Below are 19,575 nucleotides of genomic sequence, written 5' to 3'. Positions count from 1 at the left end.
CATGAAGCTGCGATTCTAAACGGGAAAGCACCGGCGCAGGCCGGCGGCGCGCGCAACACTGGAAGGACCGTGGCGGAACGGTTCTACTGACCCGCCCGCCCCGCGTACGAGATCGCCATGACCCTGCGCCGCTATCTGCAACTGGACGTATTCGCCGACCGGCCGGGAGCGGGCAATCCGCTGGGCGTGGTCTTGAACGCCGACGGCCTGGACACGGCGGCGATGCAGGCTTTCGCAGCCTGGACCAACCTGTCCGAAACCATCTTCCTGCTGCCGCCGGTCGAGGGCGCCGACTACCGGGTGCGCATCTTCACTCCGCGCCAGGAACTGGCGTTCGCCGGCCACCCCAGCGTGGGCGCGGCCTGGGCCGCGATCGACGCCGGCCTGGCCAGCCCCCGCGACGGTGCCCTGATCCAGGACTGCGCGGCCGGCCTGCTGCCGGTGCGCGTGGCCGGCAGCGGCGCGCGTGCGCTGGTGTCGGTGCGGGCGCCGCGCGCGCAGCGCATCGAGATCGCCAGCCTGGGCGAACCCGAGGCGATCGAGGCCGCGCTGGCCGTGGTGAGCGCCCCCCTGCCGCTGGGCGCGCGAGCGCCGACGCTATGGGACAACGGCGCGCGTTGGTGGGTGCTGGAGCTAACCGACGCCGCTGCGGTGCGCGCGCTGCAGCCGGACCTGCCCGCGATCGCGACCCTGACCCGGGCCTGCGCCGCGGTCGGCCTGGCGGTCTACGCGCCTGCCGAGGCGCCCGACCACCAACTCGCGGTGCGCGCCTTCTGCCCCGCCGACAACATCCCCGAGGACCCGGTCACCGGCAGCGTCAACGCCGCGATCGGCGCCCAGCTCGCCGCCGACGGCGGCTTCCCGGGCGGGGCCACGCGCTATGTGGCCAGCCAGGGCCGCGAGCTCGGCCGCGACGGCCGGGTCGAGGTCGCCCTGGACGAGCAGGGCGAGATCTGGATCGGCGGCCGGGTCCAGGCGGTTATCCGCGGCCGCGCCGATTGGTAAGCTGCGCGACCCAGCGGACCCCACGCCGCGACGCGATCCGACAATGAAACGCCGCTACCTGCAATTGGACGTATTCGCCGACCGTCCCGGCGCCGGCAACCCGCTCGCGGTGGTGCTGGATGCCGAAGGTCTGGACGAGGCCGCCATGCAGGCGATCGCGCGCTGGACCCGCCTGCCCGAGACCACCTTCGTGTTCGCGCCGACCGCGCCGGGCGCGAGCTACCGCATCCGCATGTTCAGTCCGCGCCGCGAGGTGCCGTTCGCGGGCCATCCCAGCGTCGGCACCGCGCACGTGGTGCTGGACGCCGGACTGGCCGCGCCCGTCGACGGCCGATTGCTGCAGGAAGGCGTGGCCGGACTGCTGCCCTTGGCGGTGGACGGCGAAGGCGCCGCGCGCACGATCGCGGTGCGCACGCCGCGCGCACGCGTGCTGGAAACCGCCGGCGCAGAGGATCCGCGCCTGAGCGCCGCCCTCAACGGTCTGCCCCTGGGCGCGCTGCCGCCGGCGCTGATGGACGGCGGCCGCCGCTGGTGGCTGGCCGAACTGCGCGACGAAGCCGCACTGCGCAACGCCAGCCCGGACTGGGCCGCGATCGGCGCGCTCGCCGAAGCCACCGAAAGCATGGGCCTGTGCGCGTTCGCGCGCGCCGACGCCGGCAACGACTACGACCTGGTGGTGCGCGCCTTCGTCGGCGCGCCCGCGCAGTTCGAGGACGCCGCCTCCGGCGCCGCCAACGCCACCCTCGCCGCCTGGCTGCAGCACAACCGCGCCCTGCCCGGCCGCGACGGCCGCTACACCGTCAGCCAGGGCCGCGAAGTCGGTTTCGACGCGCGCCTGCAACTGCGCGTGGATGCCGACGGCGACGTCTGGTCGGGCGGTCAGGTGCATCCGATCGTGAGCGGGCATATCGATTGGTGAGCCGGCTGACAACCTTTCAATTCATCCGCCGGGACACTCGATAAGTGTTACTGAGCCATCTCTGCGACAAGCCAATAAGCAAAAATAGCTGCAGAATGTTTCCTGGCAATTGAGCTTAACATCCACAGCAACCACAGCACTTCTGAAATCCTCAATACGCTAACTGGTCCGGAGAGGAAAGTGGCGCACAACAAGCTGGGATATAGTCGCCGAGCCATCGACCAAGCAGGGGCATCTCTTACACGAGAGAATGAAACAGACCTCTCAATTGAAGATGCTATCTCCAAGCTTAATAACTGGCGATCATTCCACAGCTTTCCACTGAACACGATCACTGTAGATCTCAAACAGAAGGCTGACCGGATAGATTCACTCGCTCAAGTAGTACGACGCCTAAAACGATCACGATCCATAATTTCCAAGCTCACAAAAGAGTCCAGCATGCGCCTCACGCAAATGCAGGATATCGGCGGATGTCGCGCAGTTTTAAACTCTATTGACGCCGTCTACGACGTCAAGAACATGTATTTGCGTGGCAAATCGCAGCACGAACTTGTCAGCATCGATGACTACATCAGACACCCGAAGCAGTCGGGATATCGAAGCTTGCATCTAGTCTATCGATTTCGCAGCAAAGGGTATCCGGAGTACGATCGTCTGCTGCTAGAAATTCAACTGCGAACGACAGCTCAGCACGCATGGGCAACCGCAGTCGAAACCGTTGGAGCAATGAGCGGCCAAGCACTAAAATCAAGCGAGGGCGAGGCCGAGTGGCTTGAGTATTTTCAGTTCGCATCGCTTGCACTAGAACATAGCGAACGCCCAATCTTCTCCACCATCACCCCACACTCGTTGGGCGGAATCGCTAGAAAGCTCGCAGCCCTCGACAAGCGCCTCCAGGTCGGAAAGAAGCTCACCGCCTATCGACAGGCCCTAAGGGCTACTGAGCGGGCAGACAAAAAGAAGGCTGCGTATTTCCTACTAGTGCTATTACCTGAGCAACCAGAGCTTCAGATCTTCACGTACACGAGACAGCAAAGCGATCTGGCGTTAAAGGAGTATGAGCGCTTTGAGCGCCTAATCCCACTGTATAGCAGCCGAAACCAGCTCCCTCTATTCCCTGATCTGGAGAACTACACTGGAGCGCAGGCAGTGCTGGTCGGCGCAGAGTCATTCAGGTCAATCCGCGACTCATACCCAAACTACTATCTCGACACCGAAGTTTTCGTTACACAAGTCGACTACTTCGTGCGACGTTACAGACGCTCGCCATAGCGCTTGACTGGTGGACATAGTCGCGAGCAAGAAAAAGAGCCCGCTTTCGCGGGCTCTTTGCATTCATAGCTAGGCGAAAATTGATAATCGCGAGTTGCTTGCTCAAAACGCTTACTCCGGACGCACGTCCACGCGCACGCGGATCTTGTCGCCGGGGTGGTAGTTGGTGCGGGTGCGGTAGCTGCGGCCGCCGTATTCGTAGGTCACGTCGTAGGCGCTGACCGCGCGATCGTCGCCGCCATAGCCGGTGTTGCCGTAGCCGGTGTTCTGGACCGGGTCGCAAACGCGCACCGAACCGACGCGGTCGCGGTTGCTGTTGCGCTTGCTCTGTTCGTACACGCTGCGGCCGGCCATGCCGCCGACCATCGAGCCGACCGCCGAGGTCGCGTAGCGCGCGCTGCCGCCGCCGACCTGGCTGCCGACCGCGGCGCCGAGGATGCCGCCGATCACGGTGGCCACGGTGCGGCCGGTTTCGGTGCCGGCCGAGCGGCGGGAGTTGCCGTACTGGTCGGTGTAGCCGTCGTCGCGGCGGTAGTTGTCGTCGTAGCCGCGGTCGTCGTAGCCGTCGTAGGTGCCGCCGCCGTTGACGTAGGTCGGACGCTCGTAGCAACGCTGCGCGCCGTACTGGCCGCTGTTGTAGGAATCGAACACCGGATCGACGCGCAGCACGCGCGCATAGTCGACCTGCGAACCGGTAGAGGCCGGATAGCTGTCCGGGTAGGCCGAACCGTAGCCGTTCTGCGGATAGGACTGCGCCGAGGCGACGCCGGTGGCGGCGGCGAGGACCAGGCTAAGGGCGGTGACGGACAGGCGCTTCATGGCGGGCTCCACACGCCGGGATGGCGTGGATCGCATCGTCGGGTCGGCGCGGTCAACGCCGGCTGAATCCGGGCCCGGTTTCGGTGCCGGCCCTGGCGGCGTTTACCTGGCCGACAGCCAGTCGGCGACGCGCCCCGCCAATTCGGCCGCGCCGCGCCCCAGCAGAGGGCCGACGTGGCTGGGCGACGGCGCGCGCAGGCAGTCGGCGCCCCAGGCCGCGGCCCATTCGGCGGTGAGCTCGGGCGGGACATCCTCGTCTTGCGCCGATGCGACCAACAAGCTGGCGCAGCTCGGCGCGACGGCGGCGATCCCGTCCTGCGCGGCGCGCAGCACCGCCCCGGACTCGTCGCGCCAGCGCCGGTAGGCGTAAAGCGCGGTGGCTTCGTCGGCGTCGGGCAGCGCGCGCCGGGTCGAGGCCAGGCGCGCGTCGCGATGCCAAGGCACGATCGGCGGCCATGCGCGCGCAGGCAGGCGCGCCGCCCAAGGCGCAGGCGGCAACGGATTGATCAGTACCAGGGCGTCGGCCGCGTCGGCGCAAGGCAAGGCCAGCAGCCCGCCGAGACTGGCGCCGATGAGCGCGCGCGGACGCGGCAGGCGCACGAACGCGGCGCGCACCTGCGCCGCATAGTCGTCGAAACCGGTCGCGGCCAAACCGGCGTCCGTGGCCTGCAAGTCCGGCGCATGCGCATCGAAGCCGCGCGCGCGCAAGACCTCGCACCACCGGTTCCATTCCCAAGCGCCGCCGCCCGCGCCGTGGATCAGCAGGACGTGGCGGATGGGTTCGCGCGCGGACATCAACGCAGACCGCGCGTCGGCGGGCGTCGCGCGCCGACTCAAGCCAGCGTCGCTTCCAGGCTGATCGGCACCGCGCTCAGCGCCTTCGACACCGGGCAGTTGGCCTTGGCGTCCTCGGCGATGGCCTGGAACTTGGCGGCGTCGATGCCGGGCACGTCGGCGCTGACCTTGAGCCGGATCTGCGAAAAATTCGGGCCGCCTTCCATCGACAGATCGACCTCGGCGCGGGTGTCCAGGCGCGCCGGCGGATGCCCGGCCTCGGTCAGCTTGGCCGACAGCGCCATGGTGAAGCAGCCCGCGTGCGCGGCCGCGATCAACTCTTCCGGGTTGGTGCCCTTCTCGTCGCCGAAGCGGGTGTTGAAGGCATAGCGGGTGTTGTCCAGCACGCCGCTCTGGCTGCTGAGACGGCCCTGTCCGCTTTTGAGATCGCCTTCCCAATGCGCGGTGGCGTGTCGCGAAATACCCATGAGTGGACTCCGGAGGATGAAGGGCGGTCAGGGTAACTGCGGGGGTGTTAGTTCTGTATTGCGGCTAAGAGCAAATCCCCCCTAGCCCCCCTTTGCAAAGGGGGGAACAGCCAGCAACGAAGTGGGGAGACTGATCTGCCTTGCAACGGCGGGTCTTCTCCCTTTGGAAAAGAGTGAGGGCGCGCGGCCTACGAACCGCGGGTTCGTGCGCGACTGAGCGCCAGCGGGCTGTGCCCGCTGGCCGGATGGATCGACGGGATTTGCTTCTGCGACCCATGTTGCAACGCAACCCAAGCCGGGCTTGACCCGCCCCCTCGCCTGCGGGAGTCTTGATTCCCGGCCCCCCGAAAGCCGGCACCCGCCATGACCGCCCGCCGAGCGCTCCACGCTCGGGCGCGCAGCGCGGACAGCCATGACGGCCTTCCCACCCTCACCCAGGGAGAAGTCCGCTCATGTCCTACAGCACTCAATCCATCCGCAACGTGGCCTTGGCAGGCCACCCCGGCGCCGGCAAAACAACGCTCTTCGAAGCCCTGCTGCAGGCCGGCGGCGCACTCCAGACGGCAGGCAGCATCGAACGCGGCAGCACCGTCTCCGACTTCGACCCGATCGAGAAACAGCGCGGCCATTCGCTGGACGCCGCCATCGCCAGCACCGATCACGCGGGCATCCACGTCAACCTGATCGACACCCCCGGCTATCCCGATTTCCGCGGCCCGACCCTGTCGGCGTTGGCGGCGGTGGAGACGGTCGCGATCGTGGTCGACGCCGATACCGGGGTCGAGTACGGCACCCGCCGGATGATGGAGCACGCCAAGGCGCGCAACCTCTGCCGGGTGCTGGTGGTCAACAAGATCGACCACGAAGGCGCCGATGCGGCGCGCGTGCTCGAGGACCTGCGCGAGAGCTTCGGCCCCGAATGCCTGCCCCTGAACCTGTCCGCCGACCGCGGCCAGCGCGTGCTCGACTGCTACGCCGCCTCCGCGGCCGGCAGCGCCGAGGGCAGCGACCTGGGCACCGTCGGCGACTGGCACCAGAAGATCATCGACCAGGTGGTGGAGATCAACGAAACGGTGATGGAGCATTACCTGGACCTGGGCGAAAGCGGCCTGAGCAGCGCGGAGCTGCACGACGCCTTCGAGCAATGCCTGCGCGAAGGCCATCTGGTGCCGGTGCTGTTCTGTTCGGCGCGCAGCGGGGTCGGGGTCAAGGAACTGCTGGACGCGGCCGAGGCGCTGTTCCCGAATCCGGCCGAGGCCAATCCGCCGCCGTTCGTGAAGGGCGTGGGCGAGGACGCACAGCCGATCGTGGCCGCGCCCGATCCCAAGGCGCACGTGATCGCCGACGTGTTCAAGATCGTCAACGACCCCTTCGTCGGCAAGCTCGGCGTGTTCCGCGTCTATCAGGGCACGCTCAAGCGCGACACCCAGCTGTTCGTCGACGACGGCAAGAAGCCGTTCAAGGTCGGGCATCTGTTCAAGCTCAAGGGCAAGGACCACGTCGAGATCGAGCAGGCCATCCCCGGCGACATCGCCGCGGTGGCCAAGGTCGAGGAACTGCACTTCGACGCGGTGCTGCACGACAGCCACGACGAGGATCATATCCATCTGGCCCCGCTGAACTTCCCCAAGCCCATGTTCGGCCTGGCGGTGGAAGCGGCCAGCAAGGGCCAGGAGCAGAAGCTGGCGACCTCGCTGCACAAGCTGTCGGAAGAGGACCCCTGCTTCCACGTCGAGCACGAGACCGAGACCAACGAAACCGTGATCCGCGGCCTGTCCGACCTGCACCTGCGCATCAACATCGACCGCCTGAAGGACAAGTACGGCGTGGAAGTGAAGTCGCGCCCGCCGCGCATCGCCTACCGCGAAACCGTGAGCGGCAAGGCCGAGGGCCATCACCGCCACAAGAAACAGACCGGCGGCGCCGGCCAGTTCGGCGAAGTCTTCCTGCGCGTCGAACCGCTGCCGCGCGGCGGCGGCTTCGAGTTCGTCGACGAGGTCAAGGGCGGCACCATCCCCGGCCAGTTCCTGCCGGCGGTGGAGAAAGGCGTGCGCCAGGTACTGCACCAGGGCGCGCTGGCCGGCTATCCGATGCAGGACGTGCGCGTGATCGTCTACGACGGCAAGCACCATCCGGTCGACAGCAAGGAGGTCGCGTTCGTGGCCGCCGGCAAGAAGGCCTTCCTCGACGCCATCGGCAAGGCCCGCCCGCAAGTGCTGGAGCCCATCGTCGACCTGGAGGTCAACGCACCCGAGCAGCACATGGGCGACATCAGCGGCGGCCTGGCCAGCAAGCGCGCGCGCATCAACGGCACGGATGCCGCGCGCGGCCAGGAGATCATCGTCAAGGCGCAGGTGCCGCTGTCGGAACTGGAAGGCTACGCGGCCGAGCTGAAATCGGTGACCGCCGGGCGCGGGCGCTACTCGCTGGATTTCAGCCACTACGAGCCGGTACCGGCGAACGTGCAGCAAAAGCTGGTCGAGGCCTTCAAACCGCGGGCCGAGGAGGACTGAGCGCGCGTTCCCCCTGGCGTTCCCGCGCGCTGGCGCGGGACGCTGGCGATGTTCACAATCGCCGCAGGCCGCGCGCTGCCTCGCGCGCGGCCCCCTCCCCCAGCCGAGCCTGCGCATGAAGCCCGACACCCCCGCCGCGGCGGTCGATCCAGAGCTCGAAAAGACCTTGGACACGGCTTTGTCCGTGACCGCGCACCCGGTCGAGGCGGTGATCGCGCTGGCGCTGGTGATCGCGGCGCTGCTGCTGTCCCACTACCTGAAACAGCGCCTGCGCCCGCGCCTGAGCGACCGGCCGCGCCTGCGCATCCTGCTGGACTATCTGTTCACGCCCACGCTGGCGCTGCTGCTGCTGGCCATCCCCGGGCCGCTGGGCATCGTCAACGAATTCGGCCGCGCCGCGATCTCGCTGGTGTTCCTGGCCCTGGGCGTATTCGTGCTGGTGCGCATCCCCGGCGCCCTGGTCGAGTTGCTGTTCCGGCCGACGCCCTTGCTCAAGGTCCTGATGCGGGTGGCCACGGTGCTGGCCTGGGCCATGACCATGCTGGCGGTGTTCGGTGCGCGCTACCCGCTGGTCGCCAAGCTGTTCGCCTCCAAGCTCACGCTGGGCAACATCACGCTGAGCACCGAGGACGTGGTCAGCGGCCTGGTGGTCGGCGTGATCATCGTGATCGTTTCGTACTGGGCCACGCGGACCCTGGACAAGGCCATCCAGCGCAGCCCGCACCTGGCGCCCAACCACATCCTGGCGCTGTCGCGCATCGCCGGCGTGCTGGTGTGGCTGGTCGCGCTGATGCTGATCTTCAGCGTCAGCGGCATCAATCTGGCCGCGCTGGCCGCGTTCGGCGGCGCCCTCGGCATCGGCCTGGGCCTGGGCCTGCAGAAGCTGGCGGCCAGCTACGTCAGCGGCTTGATCGTCCTGTTCGAGCAGTCGGTGCGGGTAGGCGACAACGTGTCCGTGGGCGGCGTGACCGGCAAGGTCACGCGCATGACCGTGCGCTACACCGTGATCCGCACCCGCGAAGGCCTGGAAGCGATCGTTCCCAACGACACCCTGACCGGCAACACCATCCTCAATCAGTCGTGGTCGGACCGCAACGTGCGTCTGACCTCGACCCTGCTGGTCAAGGGCGATACCGACACCGTGGCCGCGCGCACCATTTTCCTGCGCGCGGTCGCCGCCCAGCCGCGCGTGCTGCGCACGCCCGAACCCGGGGTCTACGTCAGCACCGTCACCGACAAGGGCATCGTGCTGGAAGCGCAGCTGTGGATCGCCGACATCGAGAACGGCCAGCACGCCCTGCTGTCGGACATCTACGACGCCACCCTGGCCGACTTCCGCGCCCAGGGCATCGAACTGGCGGTGCCCTAGGCGGGGCGCGCGGGTCGGATTCCGGGAGTAGGATGAGCCCGTGAGCGACACCACCATCCCGCGCTTCTTCTGGACCTTCCCGATGCGGTTGGTGCGCGAGGCGCGGTTGGACGAAGCGCTGGCCGAGGACGAACGCCTGCGCATCCTGTTCCTGTGGGGCAAGGACTGCCCGAACTGCGATATCGCCAAGGGCCAGATCCTGCTGGCGCCCGAGCGTTTCCGTTGGCCGGATATCGAGTGGCTGCACGACAACGTCTACGAAGACCCGCAGATGGGCACGCGCTTCGGCCTGCATGGCGTCCCCGCCTTCCTGGTGTTCCGCGGCGCCAGGAAACTGGGGCGCATCGGCCAATGGCCGGGGCCCGACGCCTTCGTCGCGGCGATCGAGAAGCAGCGCGCGGCCGAACCCACCGCCGCCACCGGCTAGCCGCACCCGCTTTGGGGTAGGAGCGGCGTAAGCCGCGACCGCGAACCTACGCCGGCTACCGAACCTGCGCTGGCTCGCATGGTCGCGGCTTACGCCGCTCCTACCCCACAGACGTACGGCGTGCGCAACGCTGAGTCCTGCGTCAAGCCGCCGCGCGCACTTGGCGCGCGCCCACGCACAGCGCAGACTGCGATTCCGCCCCGCAACGCCGCCGCCATGTTCGACACCGCCACCCTCGCCGCTTACCTGGTCGCCGCCGCCGTGCTGGTGCTGATTCCGGGCCCGGGCACGGCCTGGATCCTGACCCAGGCGGCGACCGGCGGCACCGCGCGCGGCGTGCGCGCCGCGTTCGGGCTGGAGACCGCCACCCTGATCCACGCCCTGGCCGCGAGCCTGGGCCTGTCGGCGCTGCTGGCGACCTCGGCGATGGCCTTCGAGGTGCTCAAGTATGCCGGCGCCGCTTATCTGATCTGGCTGGGCATCAAGGCCTGGCGCGCGCCGGCGGAGACCGCGCCCGCGGCCGACAGCGATGCGCCGGCGGTGGCCGAGCCCAACATCTACCTGCGCTCGGTGATCACCGGCGTGCTCAACCCCAAGGTCGCGCTGTTCTTCCTGGCCTTCCTGCCGCAGTTCGTGCACCCCGAGCGCGGCTACGTCTGGCTACAGTTCCTGGTGCTGGGCGCGTTGTTGTCGCTGATCGGCTTCAGCCACAGCCTGATGCTGAGCTTCGCGGTCGGCCGCTTCGGCCGGCGCTTCTCCACCCGCGCCGGGCGCTGGAAGCAGCGCGTGACCGGCAGCGTGTTCATCGCCCTGGGCCTGCGCCTGGCGGTGCAGCAACGCGGCTGAGGTGAACCGCGCCGCGCCGGCCGCCGCCGGCGCGCTTGAAGCCCGCACCCTGCGCCCTCAGGTCGTGAATTCACGACCTTAACGACGGAGTTGCGCGCATGAAAACCCAGGGCTTGCTCGACCAGCTGCTGAAGACCGCCCAGAGCAGCCTTGGCGGCGGTGGGCTCGAGAGTCTGCTGGGCGGCGGCAAAGCGCCGGCGCGTTACGAGGGCAAGGAAGAAAAGCGCGGCCTATTGAATGCGGATTTCGGCAAGGGCGCGCTCGCCGGCGGCGCGCTCGGCCTGCTGCTGGGCAACAAGAAGATGCGCAAGATGGGCGGCAAGCTGGCCCTGTACGGCGGCGTGGCCGCGGTCGGCGTGCTGGCCTACAAGGCCTACGGCGAGTACCGCAAGCAACAGGACGGCAGCACCGCCGAACCGCAGACCGTGGACCGTCTGCCGCCGCCGCAGGCCGAGCTGCACAGCCAGGCCATCCTCCAGGCCCTGGTCGCCGCGGCCAAGGCCGACGGCCATATCGACGCGCGCGAACGCGAAGTGATCGAAGGCGAGTTCACCCGCATCGACAACGACCCGAACCTGCGTCAGTGGCTGCACGCCGAGCTCGAAAAGCCGCTGGATCCGGCCGAAGTGGCGCGTGCCGCCACCTCCCCGGAGATGGCCTCGGAAATGTATCTGGCCAGCCTGCTCGCGGCCGACGAGCAGAGCTTCATGGAACGCGCCTACCTGGACGAGCTGGCGCGCCAGCTCAAGATCGACGACGCCCTCAAGGCGCGCCTGGAAGCGCAACTGCAGGACGCGCGCGAGGGCTGAGCCCCAAGAACCCTGCGGTAGGAGCGGGCGCAAGCCGCGACCGAGCGCCTGCGTCGCCAAAGCAAGCGGCGCCGGCTTGCGTCGCTCCTACCCGGGGGTGGGGATGGGCCACGCCATCCCCCTGTGTCGCCGTTCATGCGGTCCGGGTATCGTGCGCGCATCGCCCACGGAACTTGCCGATGTCCGCCCGAGCCCGCCTCCGCCCCACTCTAGTGCGCTCCCTGCTGCTGGCCGCCGCGCTGCTGACGCTGGCGGCCTGCTCCACGCTCAATGCGGTCAGCGCCTACCTCGGCAACGAGGTCGCGTTCACCGCGCCGCAACTGCAGCAGTCCCTGAACCGCAATTTCCCCAAGCGCTACGAGAAGCTGGGCGGCCTGGTGGCGGTGACCCTGATGAACCCGCGCCTGTCGATTCCCGACGACGGCGACCGCCTGCGCCTGGACTTCGACATCGGCCTGGCCGCGCTCGGCAGCGGTTCCTCGCAGCGCCCGTCCGGGCGTTTCACCCTGACCAGCGCCCTGCGCTACGACGCCGCCACCCAGGGCCTGCACCTGCGCGACCCGCGCATCGACTACGTCGACGTGCCGCAGCTGGGCGGCGTGATGACCGGCGCCTCGCGCGAACTGCTCAACGCCTGGCTCGGCGACTACGCGCGCCAGGAACCCGTCTACCGCTTCGACAACAGCCTGCTCGACAAGCTGGGTTCGCGCCGCATCGGCAGCACCCAGATCGAACACGGCCGCGTCGTCGTCCACCTCGATCGCTGACATGCGCGCATCCCGCCACCACCGCCTGCTCGCCGCCTGCCTGCTCGTATTCGCGCTAGGCGCCTGCGGCAAGCACGACGATCCCCAGGCCGGCACCGCCAACGGCGAGGCCGGCGAGCTGTTGCCGGCGCCGCAGGGCGCCAGCGGCGGCGTCACCGGCATGCCCTCGCAGCCGGGACCGGGCCAGGTCGGCCCGCCCAGCGCCGCCATCGTCGAGGAGCCGGTGCTGGACGAGAACGGCAACCCGATCCTGCCGGCCACGCCCGAAGACGGCAGCCTGCCGATCGCCGACGACGGCACGCCGCTGGTCGAGGACGGCACCGCCGTGCCCGGCGAACCCACACCGCAGGACGCGGTCGCCGTGGTGCGCGACTACTACGCCGCGATCAACGCACGCAGTTACGCCCGCGCCCATGCGCTGTGGTCCGATGGCGGCCGCGCCAGCGGCCAGTCGCCGCAGCAGTTCGCCGACGGTTTCGCCGACACCACCGGCGTATCGGTCGAGATCCTGCCGCCGGGCCGTGTCGATGCCGCCGCCGGCTCGCGGTATCTGGAAGTGCCGGTGGCGCTGACCGCGAGCCAGCGCGACGGCAGCCAGCGCAAGTATGTCGGCGCCTATGTACTGCGCCGCGCCGTGGTCGACGGCGCGGGCCCGGAGCAACGCGCCTGGCGCATCGGCAGCGCCGATCTGAGGGAAGTGAAGCCATGAAGCTGCGCACCTTGCTGGTCCCGTCCTTGCTGCTGGTGGCGCTGAGCGCTTGCGAGCGTGCCGCGCCGACCGCGAACGCGCCCGCGGCGCAGGCCGACGCGAAGCCCGCGCCGGCCGCGGCCGCGCCCGCGAGCGGACAAGCCGCGAGCGCAGCGGCCGACAGCGCCACCGCCGCCGACTTCGTGCTGCCCGGCGATTTCGCGCCCGACACCGGCCCTGACGAACTGCGCAAGCGCTATGGCGCCGCCAATGTGCGCCTGGGCAAGGTGCCCGGCGCCGAGGGCGAGGAATTCTCCGGCGTGATCCTGTTCCCCGACGATCCGACCCGTCGCGCCTATCTGTACTTCCAGAACGAGCAGAGCCTGCAGGGCCTGTCGCTGGTGCGCGTGTTCGGTCCGCAATCGAAGTGGACGCTGGACAACGGCCTGCGCGTGGGCATGCCGCTGCCCGAGATGGTCGCCCTCAACGGCAAACCGATTTCGTTCTACGGGCTGGAGTGGGACTACGGCGGCACCATCGTCGATTACCACGGCGGCAAGCTCGATGCGCGCAAGGACGAACAGGTCGGGCGCAGCGCCAGCCTGGGCTTGCGCGACAACGGCGATCAGGGCGTGCCGCAGGGCAAGACGCCGGTCGGCGAAGGCACGTATTCCAGCGACGATCCCAAGTACCCCGAGCAGGGCCAGTGGATCGTGATCTCGGAACTGTCGGTCTCGTTCCCGGGCGAAGACGATCTGTAAGCGGTGGCGCACGCGATGACGACGCCGCGACCGCGGCTGGTGTTGGACACCAACGTCTGCCTCGATCTGTTCGTGTTTCGCGACCCGCACGCGGCCGCGCTCGCCGACGCGCTCGCCAGCGGCCGCGTCGAAGCGGTCAGCGACGCCGACTGCCGCGACGAATGGCAGCGCGTGCTCGCCTATCCCCAGCTCGGCCTGGATGCGCAGACGCAGGCGCAGGCCTTGCGCGCCTACGACGCCGTGGTGCGCGTTCTGGCCGACAGCGAGCGACGCCCGCCGCCCGAGCGCGCGCTGCCGCGCTGCGCCGACCCCGACGATCAGAAATTCCTCGAACTGGCCCACGCCGCCGATGCCAGCTGCCTGCTCAGCCGCGACCATGCGCTGACCGTGCTCGGCCGTCGCAACGCGCGCGCCGGCCTGTTCGAGATCATGACGCCGCAGGCCTGGGCCGGGGTGGACGCGTTCCGCAGCGCGCGCGCCTAGCTGCGCGGCGCCGCCGCGACGGCGCATGCGATACTCGCCCCATGCAAGGCGTACCCGAGCAATTCGTCCACGCCCACGATGCCGCCGAATTCCGGCAGCCCGCGCATCGCCGCGGCATCGAGCTCTACCGCGCCCACATCGTCCGCCACGCCTTCGAGCCGCATACCCACGAAGCCTACGGCCTGGGCGCGATCGAGTCGGGCGTGGAGCGTTTCCGCTACCGCGGCAGCGATCACCTGGCGCCGCCGGATTCGCTGGTGCTGATGAACCCCGACGTGCTGCACACCGGCCGCGCCGAAACCGAAGGCGGCTGGCGCTACCGCATGGCCTACATCGACCCCGACCTGGCCGCGGAGGTCACCGGCGAGAGCGGCTGGTGGTTCGACGAGGCGGTGCGCCACGACCCCGCCCGCGCGCGCCGCATCGGCGCGCGCCTGGACGCGCTGTGGCAGGCGCGCGAGCCGCTGGCCTTCGACAGCCAGCTGGCGGCCCTGCTGGACGAGTTCCGCGCGCACGCGCGGGTGCCGCAGCGCGAGCGCGCCGAGGCCGCGCCGCGTTTCGCGCCGGTGCTGGACTACCTGCGCTGCCATCTGGCTGAACGCCTGAGCCTGGAACAACTGGCCGCCGTCGCCGGCCTCAGCCCCTTCCACTTCCTGCGCCGCTTCCGCGACCACTACCACGTCACCCCGCAGCAGATGCTGATGGCGCTGCGCCTGCACCAGGCCAAGCGCCGGCTGGCCGAGAACATCGCGCCGGCCCAGGTCGCCGCCGAGACCGGCCTGGCCGACCAGGCCCACCTGACCCGCGCCTTCGTGCGCCGCTACGGCATCACCCCGGCGCGCTATCGCAGGCAACTGCGCGGCTGAGCGCGGGCGCAATCTCGTACAAGAATCGCCGGCCCGCGCGCGCCATGCTGCGGCCATGCTGATCGGAACCCTCTACGCGCTGTTGGCCGGCCTGATCTGGGGCCTGGTCTTCGTCGGCCCGCTGCTGCTGCCGGAGTACCCGGCCGCCCTGCAGTCGGTCGGCCGCTATCTGGCCTTCGGCCTGATCGCCCTGCCCCTGGCCTGGTTCGACCGCGCAGCGCTGCGCCAGCTCGGCCGCTCCGACTGGATCGAGGCGCTCAAGCTGTGCGCGGTCGGCAACCTGCTCTACTACCTGTGCCTGGCCAGCGCGATCCAGCGCGCGGGCGGCCCCTTGCCGACCATGATCATCGGCACCTTGCCGGTGGTGATCGCGATCGCCGCCAATCGCCGCAACGCGCAACGCGACGGCCGCCTGCCGTGGGCGCGGCTGGCACCGTCGCTGCTGCTGATCGGCGCCGGCATCGCCTGCGTCAACCAGGTCGAACTCGACGCACTGCTCAGCGATACGGACGCCGACCTCACGCGCTATCTCAGCGGCGGCCTGCTCGCGATCGGCGCGCTGATCTGCTGGACCTGGTACCCGCTGCGCAACGCCGACTGGCTGCGCGCGCATCCGGGCCGCAACCCCCGCACCTGGGCGACCGCGCAGGGCCTGGCGACCCTGCCCCTGGCCTTGCTGGGGTACGCCGCGCTGTGGGGCGGCAGCGCGGCGCTCGGCAGCGACTTCGCGATGCCGTTCGGCCCGCGGCCGGCGTTCTTCATCGGCCTGATGGTCGCGATCGGTTTGCTCGCGTCCTGGGTCGGCACCTTGTGCTGGAACGAAGCCAGCCAACGCCTGCCGACCGCGCTGGCCGGGCAGCTGATCGTATTCGAAACCCTGTTCGCGCTGGCCTACGCCTTCATCCTGCGCGGCGCGATGCCGCGCCCGCTGACCCTGGCGGGCATCGGTCTGTTGATCGCCGGCGTGCTGTGGGCTTTGCGGGTGAAGCCGGTGCCGGCCGCACCCGCGCCCTGAGGACGGGGCCTCAGATCTCGAAGCGGTACGACAGCTTGATCAGCAACTGCTCGCTGTCGCGCAGGTCGAAGGCGTCGCCGAACTCGCTGCCGGCGCTGCCCTGCAGATTCAGGCCTTCCTCGAACAGATCGCCGCCGCGCACGTAGGCGATGTACAGGTGCGACAGCGGCGCCAGCTCGTAGCGGTAGCGGATCTGGAAGCCCAGATTGCGCAGGTTGAAGTTCGGAATCGACTCGTTGACCTTGAGCGGGCGACCGTCGGCGGCGACGCGATAGGCCTGGCGGCTGTGCGCGTCCAGGCCGATCGCCTCCAGGCGCACGCGCAGTTCCTGCTTGTCGTCGATCAGCCACACCGAACCGGCGTTCAGCGAAATCATGTCGGAGCGGAAGCTGCCGAGCAGATTGCCGCCGCGCCACAGCAACCAATCCGGGTTGTGCGAGATCTCCATGCCGCTGAAGAAGCTCAGGCGGTCGTTGACGTGATAGCGCGGCTCGAAGTACAGCCGCGACTTGCCCTCGTCCATGCCGCCCAGGCCCTCGGCCGCGTATTGGGCTTCTCCGTAGAAGGCCCAGCGCCCGTCGTTCTGACGCGGGCGGAAGCGTTCGAAGTACAGGTACAGCTTGGAGGGCACGTCGACCACGCCGTTGCCGCGCGTGATCAGGTCGTCGTGACCGGCGCTCCAGGCCGCGATCTCGACGAACTGGTTGCCGCCGTCGCGCAGATCGCTGCGGCGGTTGATCGCGCCGGCATCGGCGATGTGCACGCCTTGGTCGTTGTAGCGGCGCGAGACCGCGTAGTGCCAGTCGTGGCCGGCGTACGGCGACGAGGCCGGCAGGTCGGTCACGCGCCGGCCGAGGTCGTAGCGCAGGTAGTTGAAGTTGTTGCGCTCGAGATAGCCGAAGTCGTTGAGCTGCAGGTCGCGCCCCAGGTGCACCATATACAGCTGGTGGCGCCAGCTATTGCCCATGTCGTAATCCATGCGCAACTGGGCGCCGCTGTCGCGCACGCCGACGCCGCCCTGATCGACGTTGGAGCCGACCAGAGTGCTGCGGATCGACCACTGCGAATTCGGGGTCCAGCGGTGGTCGAACTCGTACACCGTTGCTCCGCGGTCCAGGAACGGCCGGTTCACGCGCGTGACCATCGCGCCCACGCCTTGTTCGGCGAAGTCGCGGGTGGCGCGCACCGCATAGAAGTCGCGTCCGACCTCGTCGGCCTCGTTGGCCGCGAACACGCCGTAGTTGAAGCCGCCGGCGCTACCGTTGACCTTGATCGCGGCGGTGACGTCGCCGGAACCGACGCCGTCGTCGTTGCGGCCGCCGACGCGACGGGTGTAGATCAGACGGCTGTTGTTGTTGAGCGAACCGAAGGGCACGTCGAAGAAGCCCTGGTTCTCGGTGAAGAACGGGCGCTTGTCGCTGAAGAAGGTCTCGGTGGCGCTGAAGTTGACCGTGAGCTCGTCGCTCTCGACCTGGCCGAAGTCGGGATTGAGCGTGGCGCTGAGCTGGAAGCGGCCGTTGGGCTTCCAGAACAGGTCGACACCGCCGTCGAAGTCGTTGTCCTTGCCGACCGCGTCGTAGACGCCGGACACGTAGGGCGTGATCGCCAGCAGAGACTGGCTGTAGGCCGGCACCTCGACGCGCTCGAACGCGCTCAGGAAGCGGCTTTCGGTGTAGCCCACCGCCGGCCACGAGGCGCGCTCGCCGGTGGCGCCGATCACGCGGTCCAGCGACACACCGATCGTGCGCTTGCCGTCGCTGGGCGCACGCATCGGCGCGATATGCCAGGGGATCAGCATCTCGGCGTACCAGCCCTGTTCGTCCTCGCTGGTGGCGTGGCGCCAGTCGCCGTCCCAGTCGTCGTTGAACTGGTTCTCGTTGGTGAGGGTGGTGTCGATGATGCTGTTGGACAGCAGCACGGTGAAGTTGTAGCCGTTGCGGCCGTCGCCGTCGAAATCGACGTACAGGTTGACCCGGTCCATCGGCCCGCCCTGGTCGCGCTGGGCGAACTGGCGCCGGCGCGGAATGCTGCTGGGCTGGGTGTTGCGGAAGCCGATCGCCAGGCCCTCGGGCGTGGCCAGCAGCAGCGCCTCGGTCGGCTGCGGCGCGGGCGCGCGCGACAAGGGCTGGGTCAGGCGGAAGTCGGTGATGCGCTGCGCGCCCTCCCACTCGGCGGGATCGAGGCGGCCGTCGATTTCGACCGCCTGCGCCAGTGGCGCGGCGCCGGCGAGCGCGGCGAGGATGGCCAGGGTCAGGGGTGCGCGCATGGCGGATGCCTCGATACTGATGGGGTTGGCCGCCGCAAACCGCAGCGCGGGCGTCGGGCATCGATGGGATGCGAACGCCTGCCGAAAGGTTGCGTGTGGTGCTGGCCCTGGCGGTTGCGCAGCCCGAGCGTGGCGAAGCCTAGACGGCGTGCGCCGGGTTACCGCATGGCAAAAGTCATGGCAACCATCGGCAGGGTTTGCGCATCCGTCGTTGGCACGGATCCTGCCTCGTCGCGGTGCGCGCGAGCGCGGGCGCTTGTTTCAAGGCGCGGTGGCGTCGTGGGATACGAACGCGACCTCGCCGGTCGGCAGTTCCAGCCATTCCGGATGCGCCAACGCACGCGCGATGTCGGCTTGACCAGACAGCCAGTGTTCACGCATCGCGACCCGGCCGAACTGATAGTCCTTGAAGTGGCCGATGCGCGCGCGTTCGCGATAGATCAGATGGATCACGCTGTAGCGGCGGTCGCAGGCCAGTTCGGCCGCGTACAGCGCCCAAGGGTTGCGGCGGCGCACGTCCTCGGGGATCTCCTCCAGCAGCTCGCGCAATAGCCGGCGGTAATGCTGCTGCACGCGTTGGATGTCGGTGATCAGGCGGGTACGGCTGGAGTACTGGATCTCCTTCTGCCGCTCGGCCACGTCCAGCAGGGTCTGCGGCAGCTCGCCCTGCGCGCTCCACAGGTCGACCTGGAACACCAGGGTGTCGCGGCGCGGCTCGCTGGCCAGCACTTGCGACAGCGGCGTGTTCGAGACCAGGCCGCCGTCCCAGTAGTACTCGCCGTCGATCTCCACCGCTGGAAACGCCGGCGGCAGCGCGCCCGAGGCCAGGATGTGCCGGGCGTCCAGGCGCATCTGGGTGTTGTCGAAGTACTCCAGGTTGCCGGTGCGCACATTGACCGCGCCCACCGACACCCGGATGCCGCCGTCGTTGAGACGGTCGAAATCGACCATGCGCTCCAGCGTCGCGATCATCGGCGCGGTGTCGTACCAGCTGGCCGTGGCCGGACCCGAGGCCGCCAGCGGATCCCAGCCGCGCGGCCGGTAGAAGCCGCGCTGGCCCTCGACCAGCGCGCGCCAGGCTTCCCAGGTGTCCAGCCAGGCGCGCAGGTCGTCGCCGAGACCGGCGTAACGCGCTTCCTGCCCCAGCGTGGTCGCCGGCAGCAGGGTCGGCTGCGAGATCGTGTCCCAGAACTCGCGCAGCGCCTGGACCCGCCGCCCGGGCGGATTGCCGGCCACGATCGCGGTGTTGAACGCGCCGATCGAGATGCCGGCCAGCCAGTCCGGCGCGATGCCGGCCTCGTCCAGGCCCTGATAGACCCCGGCCTGGTAGGCGCCCAAGGCGCCGCCGCCCTGCAGCACCAGAGCGGTGCGTTCGGGGCGGCGTTGTGGCGGCGGCAGCCCGGCCGGCTTTGCCGCGCGCTTGCGCGACGCCGTCTTGCGCGGCGCCGAAGAGGAACGCTTGCCCGGGGGACTCGCCATCGGGCG

The 19,575-nt window shown here is 69.1% G+C and carries 19 protein-coding genes; 14 read left to right on the top strand and 5 right to left on the bottom strand.

Annotated elements, in window-relative coordinates; genetic code table 11:
- Nucleotides 1-117 precede the first annotated feature (117 nt).
- The 3 genes from ASE35_RS12260 to ASE35_RS20750 all read left to right on the top strand — a co-directional run bounded on the left by ASE35_RS12260 (nt 118) and on the right by ASE35_RS20750 (nt 3,199).
- Entirely contained in the window at nt 118-1,005 is an 888-nt protein-coding gene (locus ASE35_RS12260) for a PhzF family phenazine biosynthesis protein (protein WP_057163974.1), read from the top strand.
- Between the two features lie 43 nt (nt 1,006-1,048).
- The gene (locus ASE35_RS12255) at nt 1,049-1,924 is read left to right on the top strand and encodes a PhzF family phenazine biosynthesis protein (RefSeq protein WP_057163973.1); all 876 of its coding nucleotides are present in this window, start codon (nt 1,049-1,051) and stop codon (nt 1,922-1,924) included.
- A gap of 180 nt (nt 1,925-2,104) precedes the next feature.
- The gene (locus tag ASE35_RS20750; protein ID WP_162259053.1) at nt 2,105-3,199 is read left to right on the top strand and encodes a RelA/SpoT domain-containing protein; all 1,095 of its coding nucleotides are present in this window, start codon (nt 2,105-2,107) and stop codon (nt 3,197-3,199) included.
- Between the two features lie 111 nt (nt 3,200-3,310).
- On the opposite strand, the gene ASE35_RS12245 is transcribed toward ASE35_RS20750, so the two are convergent.
- The 3 genes from ASE35_RS12245 to ASE35_RS12235 all read right to left on the bottom strand — a co-directional run bounded on the left by ASE35_RS12245 (nt 3,311) and on the right by ASE35_RS12235 (nt 5,280).
- Nucleotides 3,311-4,018, bottom strand: coding sequence for a hypothetical protein (locus tag ASE35_RS12245; RefSeq protein ID WP_057159942.1), 708 nt, complete (start codon nt 4,016-4,018; stop codon nt 3,311-3,313).
- A gap of 102 nt (nt 4,019-4,120) precedes the next feature.
- A complete protein-coding gene (locus ASE35_RS12240) occupies nt 4,121-4,813 on the bottom strand; it encodes an alpha/beta fold hydrolase (RefSeq protein ID WP_057163971.1) in 693 nt (230 codons plus the stop codon).
- Between the two features lie 38 nt (nt 4,814-4,851).
- Nucleotides 4,852-5,280, bottom strand: a complete 429-nt coding sequence (locus ASE35_RS12235; RefSeq protein WP_056182992.1) for an OsmC family protein — start codon at nt 5,278-5,280, stop codon at nt 4,852-4,854.
- Between the two features lie 452 nt (nt 5,281-5,732).
- Here ASE35_RS12235 and fusA point away from each other — a divergent pair, with 452 nt between their 5' ends.
- From fusA to ASE35_RS12180, 11 genes are all read left to right on the top strand, one after another.
- Entirely contained in the window at nt 5,733-7,793 is a 2,061-nt protein-coding gene (gene fusA, locus ASE35_RS12230) for an elongation factor G (protein ID WP_057163970.1), read from the top strand.
- Nucleotides 7,794-7,908: 115 nt separating this feature from the next.
- The gene (locus ASE35_RS12225) at nt 7,909-9,162 is read left to right on the top strand and encodes a mechanosensitive ion channel domain-containing protein (protein WP_057163969.1); all 1,254 of its coding nucleotides are present in this window, start codon (nt 7,909-7,911) and stop codon (nt 9,160-9,162) included.
- A 40-nt stretch (nt 9,163-9,202) separates the two neighbouring features.
- The gene (locus ASE35_RS12220) at nt 9,203-9,589 is read left to right on the top strand and encodes a thioredoxin family protein (RefSeq protein WP_200956237.1); all 387 of its coding nucleotides are present in this window, start codon (nt 9,203-9,205) and stop codon (nt 9,587-9,589) included.
- A gap of 216 nt (nt 9,590-9,805) precedes the next feature.
- Nucleotides 9,806-10,435 (top strand): LysE family translocator, encoded by a 630-nt coding sequence (locus tag ASE35_RS12215; RefSeq protein WP_057163968.1) that lies wholly within the window; start codon nt 9,806-9,808, stop codon nt 10,433-10,435.
- Nucleotides 10,436-10,533: 98 nt separating this feature from the next.
- Nucleotides 10,534-11,244 (top strand): tellurite resistance TerB family protein, encoded by a 711-nt coding sequence (locus tag ASE35_RS12210; protein WP_056182977.1) that lies wholly within the window; start codon nt 10,534-10,536, stop codon nt 11,242-11,244.
- 179 nt (nt 11,245-11,423) lie between these two features.
- A complete protein-coding gene (locus ASE35_RS12205; RefSeq protein ID WP_056182974.1) occupies nt 11,424-12,011 on the top strand; it encodes a DUF1439 domain-containing protein in 588 nt (195 codons plus the stop codon).
- 1 nt (nt 12,012) lies between these two features.
- On the top strand, nt 12,013-12,720 hold the full coding sequence (locus ASE35_RS12200) for a hypothetical protein (RefSeq protein WP_057163967.1): 708 nt from the start codon (nt 12,013-12,015) through the stop codon (nt 12,718-12,720).
- On the top strand, nt 12,717-13,460 hold the full coding sequence (locus tag ASE35_RS12195) for a hypothetical protein (RefSeq protein WP_057163966.1): 744 nt from the start codon (nt 12,717-12,719) through the stop codon (nt 13,458-13,460). The genes ASE35_RS12200 and ASE35_RS12195 overlap by 4 nt, the downstream gene beginning before the upstream one ends.
- Nucleotides 13,461-13,475: 15 nt before the next feature.
- Nucleotides 13,476-13,943: a putative toxin-antitoxin system toxin component, PIN family gene (locus ASE35_RS12190; protein WP_057163965.1), complete on the top strand. Its 468-nt coding sequence runs from the start codon at nt 13,476-13,478 to the stop codon at nt 13,941-13,943.
- Between the two features lie 41 nt (nt 13,944-13,984).
- Nucleotides 13,985-14,809, top strand: coding sequence for an AraC family transcriptional regulator (locus ASE35_RS12185; protein ID WP_057163964.1), 825 nt, complete (start codon nt 13,985-13,987; stop codon nt 14,807-14,809).
- Between the two features lie 55 nt (nt 14,810-14,864).
- Entirely contained in the window at nt 14,865-15,824 is a 960-nt protein-coding gene (locus ASE35_RS12180) for a DMT family transporter (protein ID WP_057163963.1), read from the top strand.
- Between the two features lie 10 nt (nt 15,825-15,834).
- Here ASE35_RS12180 and ASE35_RS12175 read toward each other — a convergent pair whose 3' ends face one another.
- Nucleotides 15,835-18,090 carry a DUF5916 domain-containing protein gene (locus tag ASE35_RS12175; RefSeq protein ID WP_057163962.1) on the bottom strand — a complete coding sequence of 752 codons (2,256 nt, stop codon included), beginning with the start codon at nt 18,088-18,090 and terminating at the stop codon, nt 15,835-15,837.
- A gap of 261 nt (nt 18,091-18,351) precedes the next feature.
- Nucleotides 18,352-19,569: a patatin-like phospholipase family protein gene (locus ASE35_RS12170; RefSeq protein WP_056182953.1), complete on the bottom strand. Its 1,218-nt coding sequence runs from the start codon at nt 19,567-19,569 to the stop codon at nt 18,352-18,354.
- Nucleotides 19,570-19,575 lie beyond the last annotated feature (6 nt).

Source organism: Lysobacter sp. Root916 (assembly GCF_001429785.1).
Classification (GTDB): Bacteria; Pseudomonadota; Gammaproteobacteria; order Xanthomonadales; family Xanthomonadaceae; genus Lysobacter.
This window is presented reverse-complemented; position numbering and strand designations above follow the sequence as displayed.